This is a genomic window from Comamonas sp. C24C (genome assembly GCF_053345995.1).
The window spans coordinates 30,604-38,469 of sequence record NZ_JBKFBC010000019.1 but is presented as its reverse complement, the minus strand read 5'-3'; the positions used below and the strand labels follow the sequence as shown (position 1 = coordinate 38,469).

The following is a 7,866-nucleotide window of genomic DNA, read 5'->3' as shown; positions in this document are numbered from 1 at the left end:
GGGATGTAGGTGTCCAGAGCTTCAGCCAGACGCAGGATAGCGGGTTCACCCTTGTCGGATTGGTCGCCTTCCAGAGCCAGCTTGGCAGAGCCGCGGATGATGGGGGTGTCGTCGCCTGGGAAGTCGTACTTGGACAGTAGCTCGCGCACTTCCATTTCGACCAGTTCCAGCAGCTCTTCGTCGTCCACCATGTCGGCCTTGTTCAGGAACACGATGATGTAGGGCACGCCCACCTGACGCGACAGCAGGATGTGCTCGCGAGTCTGGGGCATGGGGCCGTCAGCAGCGGAGCAAACCAGGATAGCGCCGTCCATCTGAGCGGCACCAGTGATCATGTTCTTCACATAGTCAGCGTGGCCGGGGCAGTCCACGTGAGCGTAGTGGCGGTTGGCAGTTTCGTATTCAACGTGCGAAGTGTTGATCGTGATGCCACGAGCCTTTTCTTCGGGAGCGTTGTCGATCTGCGAGTAGTCCTTGGCTTCACCGCCGAAGTGCTTGGACAGCACGGTAGCGATAGCAGCAGTCAGGGTGGTCTTGCCGTGGTCAACGTGACCGATGGTGCCCACGTTCACGTGGGGCTTGGTGCGCTCGAATTTTTCTTTTGCCATTTTTCCGACTCCGAAAAAATTAATTCACTGCAAGAGGATTTCGGCGCAACCCTATCAAGCGAGCGCACCAGAAAATGGTGCCCATGGCGGGAATCGGACCCGCGACCTCTCCCTTACCAAGGGAGTGCTCTACCACTGAGCCACATGGGCAAAGAAGTTGCAAAAACAACCTCTAAAATCTTTGCTCGCAAACTGGAGCGGGAGACGGGAATCGAACCCGCGTCATTAGCTTGGAAGGCTAGGGTTCTACCATTGAACTACTCCCGCACAGATTTACTACTGCACGTGACTGCTATTTCTAGCAATCGCTCTTCTCAACCATTACTGGTGGAGGGGACAGGATTCGAACCTGTGTACGCGTTAGCGGGCAGATTTACAGTCTGCTGCCTTTAACCACTCGGCCACCCCTCCGAAGAGACTTGAATTGTAGCATCTATTTTCAGCTTAAAAAGAAATTTCGAAATTTCTTTTTTCTTGCCGAAGATCGATGCTGGCGCGGCTGGCGGGGATCGAACCCACGACCCTTGGCTTCGGAGGCCAATACTCTATCCACTGAGCTACAGCCGCGAATCCGTCAGGCCGCTTGCACGGCCAACAACAATTCAACAGCCGCAATTATTGCACGGCTTTGGACACCCAAATCACAAATTCACCCGAAATCCCAAACCAGACAAGTAGACATCCACCGACATCGAGCCAACCTTGACCAGTGAGAAACTTCCCTCGGTCAACACCCAGCCATGTATGAGTCCGACAAAAAGAGAGTGCAAACCAAGGGCCGCCTCTTCCGGGGATACCGACAACCGCAGGGACTGCCCTTCCGCGGCAGCCGCCAGATCACGCGCAAATTTTTCCCGGGCAAAGCCTGAACTTTCGATATGCTGCAAGCGCACATCGGCAAGTTCGCCCACGTACTCCATCTTGAAGAGCGCTGTTTCAAACACTTTGCGCCGGCGCTCATCCTCATCCAGACTCTCGAACACACACAGGATGGAGTGACGAATACGCTCTAACGGCAACAGGTCGCCGTACCTGTCGTCACAGATTTCTTCGAAAGGCAGGCATATGCGCCCAAGCATGGAAACAAAGACATCCATCTTGTCCTTGAAGTGCCAGTACACCGCTCCGCGTGTAGCCCCCGCACGCTGCGCAATATCGCCCAGAGATGTACGAGACACGCCTTTCTCGAAAAACACCTCTTCGGCCGCATCCAGCAGCTTGGTGCGCGTCTCATCCGCTTCAGCCTTGGTTCTTCGAGCCATTACTCACCTTCTTCCTCACCCGCCAGCGATCGTTCGCCGCGGGAAAAACCTTTTCACAGCTGCTTTACGCAACGTTTTCAATTATACATTTATGCATGTATGTATAATTTCCTTAGCACCGATACGCAGGAAGCCATCTAGGGTTTCCACCCAAACGAGCGCACCCTTGAGGAATGCGCTCTTTTTCGTTTTCACAATGTCAACCGGAAGGACGTTCATGCACCCGATGTATGAAGCACACCAGGCTCCCGACAACCAGTCCAATTCAGCCGCATCCGGCACCCGCTCCATGGTCATCGGCCTGAGCCTGGCTGCTGCACTGGGCCTTGTCGCATGCAGTGACAAAAACGCGGAAGCCCAAAAGGCACAGGCCGCCGCACAGGCACAGCCCCCCGAAGTGGGTGTGGTGACGGTATCCATGCAAAACGTGCCCCTGATCTCCGATCTGCCCGGTCGCCTGGAGCCATCGCGCATTGCCCAGGTGCGTGCCCGCGCGGCCGGCATTGTGCAAAAGCGCCTGTTCCGCGAAGGCTCGGATGTCAAGGCCGGCCAGGCCTTGTTCGAGATCGACAACACCCCCTACAAGGCCAATCTGCAAAGCGCCCAGGCGACCTTGGCGCAGGCCGAAGCCAACCTGGCTCAGGCATCTGCCACCGCCCGCCGCTACAAGCCGCTGGTGGAGGCCAATGCCATCAGCAAGCAGGAATACGACACCGCCATCGCCAACGAAAAGGCGGCCCTGGCACAGGTTGCCGCAGGCAAGGCGGCAGTCACCAATGCCAACGTCAACCTGGGCTATGCCAGCGTGACGGCCCCCATCTCAGGGCGCATCGGCCGCGCTCTGGTGACGGAAGGTGCACTGGTCGGCCAGGGCGAAGCCACGCAGCTGGCGACCATTCAGCAAGTCAACCCCCTGTATGTGAACCTGACCCAGTCCTCTTCCGACATCATGCGCATGCGTGAAGCGCTCAGCTCCGGCAAGTTGGCAAAGGTAGGTGACAACGCCGCGCGCGTCCACGTCTATTTGGACGATGGCAAGGAATACGCACACACTGGCAAGCTGCTGTTCACCGACCTGACCGTGGACCCGACTACCGGACAGGTCAGCGTGCGCGCGGAACTGCCCAATCCCGATGGACTGCTGCTGCCCGGCACCTATGTGCGCGTGCATCTGGAGCAGGCACAGGTCGAGAACGCCGCGCTGATTCCGCAACAGGCCGTGACCCGCAACGAAAAAGGCAACTTCGTCATGATCGTGGCCGAGGATGGCTCGGTGGCGCCGCGTCCCGTTCAGATCAGCCAGTCCAGCGGCACTAACTGGGTCGTCACATCCGGCCTGAAAGCCGGAGAAAAAGTCATGGTGGACGGCCTGATCAAGGTGGGCATGGGAGCCAAGAAGGTCAAGCCCGTCGAGATCAACAATGCAGCTGCCGGCGCCCCCGCACAGCCCCCTGCTGCGGCCCCCGCTGCACCAGCGCAAGAGAAAGCTGCCGCACCAGCCGAAGGTGCTGGCGAAGGCAAGGCAGCCAAGTAACAGGCACGATCCATGTCCAAGTTTTTCATCCACAGACCGATCTTTGCCTGGGTGATCGCGATTTTCGTGATCATTGCGGGCGTGATCTCCATCACCAAGCTACCGGTGGCACAGTTCCCATCGGTGGCACCTCCCACCATCAACGTGACAGCAACCTACCCGGGCGCAACGTCACAGACCATGACGGATTCCGTCCTGCAACTGATCGAGCGCGAAATCAACGGCGCGCAGGGTCTGATGTACATGGAAGCCTCCGCCCCTGCGGGCGGTCAAGGCACTCTGACCGTCACCTTTGCACCCGGCACCAACCCCGATCTGGCGCAGGTGGACGTGCAAAACCGCCTCTCGCGTGTGCTGCCTCGCCTGCCCCAGGTGGTTCAGGCCCTGGGCGTGCGCGTGGACAAGTCCATGAGCAACTTCCTGATGATTCTGGCCTTCCAGGCCGAGTCCGGGGAGACCTCTCGTGACGACATCGCCGACTATGTGAACCGCAATGTGGCGCCTGAAATCCAGCGTCTGGATGGCGTGGGCAAGGCACAGCTGTTTGCCTCGGGTCGTGCCATGCGCGTCTGGGTGGATCCGGCCAAGCTCCAGGGCTTTGGCCTGTCGATTGCCTCCGTCAATGCCGCGATTGCCGCACAGAACCAGCAGATCTCCGGTGGTGCTCTGGGCAACCTGCCCAGCACTCCCGGCACCACGACCACGGCCACGATTGTGGTTCCCGGTCAGCTGAGCACCCCCGAGGAATTCGGTGAAGTGGTGTTGCGCTCCAACTCCGACGGCTCCACCGTGCGCCTCAAGGACGTGGCTCGCATCGAACTGGGCATTGAAAGCTATGCCTTCGAGTCGCGCCTGGACGGCAAGCCCGCCGTGGCAATGGCCGTGCAGCTGACCTCGACCGCCAACGCCATGGCGACGGCCAAGCTGGTCAAGGCCAAGATGGCGGAGATGGAGCCCTTCCTGCCTGCCGGCGTGAAATGGTCATCGCCCTACGACACCTCCAAGTTCGTGAAGATCTCCATCGAGAAGGTGGTGCACACGCTGCTGGAAGCCATCGTGCTGGTGTTCATCGTGATGCTGATCTTCCTGCAGAACATCCGCTACACCCTGATCCCGACCATCGTGGTGCCCATCGCATTGCTCGGCACCTTTGCCGTGATGCTGGTGGCCGGCCTGACCATCAATATTCTGGCCATGTTCGCCATGGTGCTGGTGATCGGTATCGTGGTGGACGACGCCATCGTGGTGGTGGAGAACGTCGAGCGCATCATGGCCGAGGAAGGCTTGCCGCCCAAGGAAGCCACCATCAAGGCCATGGGACAGATCCAGGGCGCCGTGGTCGGCATCACCGTGATTCTGGTGACCGTGTTCCTGCCTCTGGCCATGTTCTCCGGCGCGACCGGCAACATCTATCGCCAGTTCTCGCTGGTGATGGCCATCTCGATCTTCTTCTCGGGTTTCTTTGCGCTGACACTGACTCCCGCGCTGTGCGCCACCATGCTCAAGCCCATCCCCAAGGGCCATGCGCACGACAAGAAGACCGGCCTGCTCGGCCCCTTCTACAACTGGTTCAACCGCAAGTTCGAAGCCGGCACCAGGCGCTACTCCGCGGCTCTGTCCGGCGTGGTCAAGCGCTCCGTACAGGCCTTCATCGTCTACCTGCTGGTGATCGCCGGCGTGGTCTTCATGTTCCTGCGACTGCCCACGGCCTTCCTGCCTACCGAGGACCAGGGCTATGTCATCTCGCTGGCCCAGTTGCCTCCCGGCGCGAGCCTGGAGCGCACCAGCAACACCATGGCGGAGCTGGAGAAGTTCGCCCTGAGCCAGCCTGAAACCGATCACATCGTGAGCATTCTGGGCTTCAGCTTCATGGGCCAGGGCCAGAACGTGGGCCTGGCGTTCACCACGCTCAAGGACTGGTCCGAGCGTACTGGCGCTGGCTCGGATGCCAAATCCTTTGCCGGACGCACCATGGGCGCCATGTCCGCCTTGCGCGATGGTTTCATCTTCACGCTGGTCCCTCCTTCGATTTCGGAGCTGGGCAACAGTGACGGTTTCACCTTCCGCCTGCAAGACCGCGGCGCCAAGGGCCATGCCGCCCTGCTTGAAGCCCGCAATCAGCTCGTCGCCAAGGCCAACCAGAGCCCGGTGCTGACCGGCGTGCGCTTTGACGGTGTGGACGACGCACCGCAATGGCAGGTGGACATCAACCGCGATGCGGTCTATGCCCAGCGCGTGAGCATGGGTGACCTGGCCACGACACTGGCAACGGCCCTGGGCTCGTCCAACTCCACGGACTTCCCCAACAACGGCTTCATGCAGCGGGTCACCATCCAGGCCGATGCGGCACGCCGCATGCAGCCCGAGGACGTGATGCGCCTGACGGTCCCCAACGCGCAAGGCCAGTTGGTGGAACTGTCCACCATGGTCAACGCCAAGTGGATCAGCGGCCCCATGCAGCTGACACGCTACAACGGCTATCCCTCCATGAGCATCACCGGTCAGGCCAAACCCGGCTTTACCAGCGGCGACGCCATGAAGGAAATGGAAAAGCTGGCCCAGGAACTGCCCGACGGCTTCGGCTACGAGTGGACCGGCCAGTCCCTGGACGAGAAGAAGGCAGGCTCCTCGGCCATGCTGCTGTACGCGTTCTCCATCCTGGCCGTGTTCCTGTGTCTGGCCGCGCTGTATGAAAGCTGGAGCATTCCGCTGTCCGTGTTGCTGGTCGTGCCTCTGGGTGTGTTCGGCGCCGTGGCCGGCATGCTGATGCGCGGCATGCCCAACGACATCTACTTCCAGGTGGCGCTGATCACGGTGATTGGTCTCTCGGCCAAGAACGCCATCCTGATCGTGGAGTTCGCCAAGGACCTGCATGCGGAAGGCAAGAGTGCACTGGAGGCCGCGCTGGAGGCCGGTCACCTGCGTTTCCGTCCCATTCTGATGACTTCGCTGGCCTTTATTCTGGGCGTGGTGCCGCTGTACATCGCCTCCGGCGCCAGCGCGGCCAGCCAGAAGGAAATCGGCACGGGCGTGTTCTGGGGCATGGTGATCGGCACGCCGATCTCCGTGTTCCTGGTGCCCGTGTTCTTTGTGGCCGTGTTCAATCTGTTTGGCAAGAAGTCCAAGCAAGACTCCAACGCCACTCCCCCGGCGGCAACTTCTGCAGCGCAGGGAGGCTCCCAACATGAATAAAACCTTGCTACCCGTAGCACTGGCCGGCGCGCTGCTGGCCAGCGGCTGCTCCTTCATCCCCACGCTGGAGCGCCCTGCCGCTCCGGTGGCCGAGCACTACTCGGCCACCGACGAGCAGGCTGGCGCCACGGCTGCTGCCGACATCCCCTGGCAGCAGTTCTACACGGACCCACGCCTGCAGCAGGTGATCCAGCTCGCGCTGGAAAACAACCGCGACCTGCGTGTGGCCGTGCTCAACATCGAAAAGGCACAGGCCCAGTACCAGATCCAGCGTGCCGGCCAGTTCCCGGAATTCGGTGTCGCAGGCAGCGCCAGCCGCCAGCCCAGCGCCACTACGGGCCGCTATGCCAACTCGTACATGGTGGGTCTGTCCATGCCCAGTTGGGAAATTGACTTCTGGGGCCGCATCGGCAGCCTCAAGCAGCAGGCCCTGGCCCAGTATCTGGCGACTGAGGAAGGCCGCAAGGCTGCCCAGATCAGCCTGATAGCAACAGTCGCCAACACCTGGCTGAATCTGCAGGCGGACGAGGAGCTGCTGGCCATCTCCCGCCGTACCCTGGGCACGCGCGAGCAGTCCATAAAGCTGACCAAGCTGCGCCTGGACTCGGGCGTGGCTTCCGAGCTGGACTACCGCCAGGCCCAGTCGCTGACCGAAAGCGCACGCGCCACCCTGGCCCAGCAGGCCGGCCAGCGCGAGCGCGACGTCAACGCCCTGACGCTGCTCGTGGGCCAGACTCTGCCTGGCGATCTGCTGACCAGCATGCAAGGCAAGCAACTGCGCGATCTGCCGGCCCTGGCCGATGTGCCGTCGGGCCTGCCCTCGGACCTGCTGCTGCGCCGACCCGACATCCGCCAGGCCGAGCAAAGCATGATTGCCGCCAATGCCAGCATTGGCGCGGCACGCGCGCTGTTCTTCCCGAACATCACGCTGACCGCCTCTGCAGGTTTCGCAAGCTCCGACATCTCCGACCTGCTCAAGTCGGATTCCGCCGCCTTCACGATTGCGCCTTCGCTGTACCTGCCCATCTTCAATGCCGGTCGCAATCGGGCCAATCTGCAGGTTGCAGAAGCCAGCCAGAAGATTGCCGTGGCGCAGTACGAAGGCTCCATCCAGTCGGCTTTCCGCGAAGTGTCCGACACCCTGGTGAATCGCCGCTCACTCAAGGAACAGCTCGACGCCCAGTCGCGTCAGCTGGAGGCGGAGCAGGTGCGCTACAAGCTGTCCGATCTGCGCTATACCAACGGCGTCGCCAGCTATCTGGATCTGCTG

General features: G+C 61.0%; 5 protein-coding genes and 4 tRNA genes. 3 read left to right on the top strand and 6 right to left on the bottom strand.

Annotated elements, in window-relative coordinates:
* From ACLBXN_RS24045 to ACLBXN_RS24020, 6 genes are all read right to left on the bottom strand, one after another.
* Nucleotides 1-608, bottom strand: a 608-nt coding sequence (locus ACLBXN_RS24045) for a GTP-binding protein (RefSeq protein WP_447613730.1), incomplete at its 3' end; no start/stop codon positions are given.
* Between the two features lie 75 nt (nucleotides 609-683).
* Nucleotides 684-758 (bottom strand) — tRNA-Thr (locus ACLBXN_RS24040).
* A 43-nt stretch (nucleotides 759-801) separates the two neighbouring features.
* A tRNA-Gly gene (locus ACLBXN_RS24035) sits at nucleotides 802-875 on the bottom strand.
* Between the two features lie 58 nt (nucleotides 876-933).
* Nucleotides 934-1,019 (bottom strand) — tRNA-Tyr (locus ACLBXN_RS24030).
* Nucleotides 1,020-1,099: 80 nt separating this feature from the next.
* Nucleotides 1,100-1,175 (bottom strand) — tRNA-Arg (locus ACLBXN_RS24025).
* Nucleotides 1,176-1,249: 74 nt separating this feature from the next.
* Nucleotides 1,250-1,870 (bottom strand): TetR family transcriptional regulator, encoded by a 621-nt coding sequence (locus tag ACLBXN_RS24020; RefSeq protein WP_003059343.1) that lies wholly within the window; start codon nucleotides 1,868-1,870, stop codon nucleotides 1,250-1,252.
* A 226-nt stretch (nucleotides 1,871-2,096) separates the two neighbouring features.
* Here ACLBXN_RS24020 and ACLBXN_RS24015 point away from each other — a divergent pair, with 226 nt between their 5' ends.
* From ACLBXN_RS24015 to ACLBXN_RS24005, 3 genes are all read left to right on the top strand, one after another.
* A complete protein-coding gene (locus tag ACLBXN_RS24015) occupies nucleotides 2,097-3,404 on the top strand; it encodes an efflux RND transporter periplasmic adaptor subunit (RefSeq protein WP_447613801.1) in 1,308 nt (435 codons plus the stop codon).
* Nucleotides 3,405-3,416: 12 nt separating this feature from the next.
* Nucleotides 3,417-6,596, top strand: a complete 3,180-nt coding sequence (locus ACLBXN_RS24010) for an efflux RND transporter permease subunit (RefSeq protein ID WP_447613799.1) — start codon at nucleotides 3,417-3,419, stop codon at nucleotides 6,594-6,596.
* A partial coding sequence (locus ACLBXN_RS24005; RefSeq protein WP_447613798.1) for an efflux transporter outer membrane subunit occupies nucleotides 6,589-7,866 on the top strand: 1,278 nt, incomplete at its 3' end. The genes ACLBXN_RS24010 and ACLBXN_RS24005, both read left to right, overlap by 8 nt.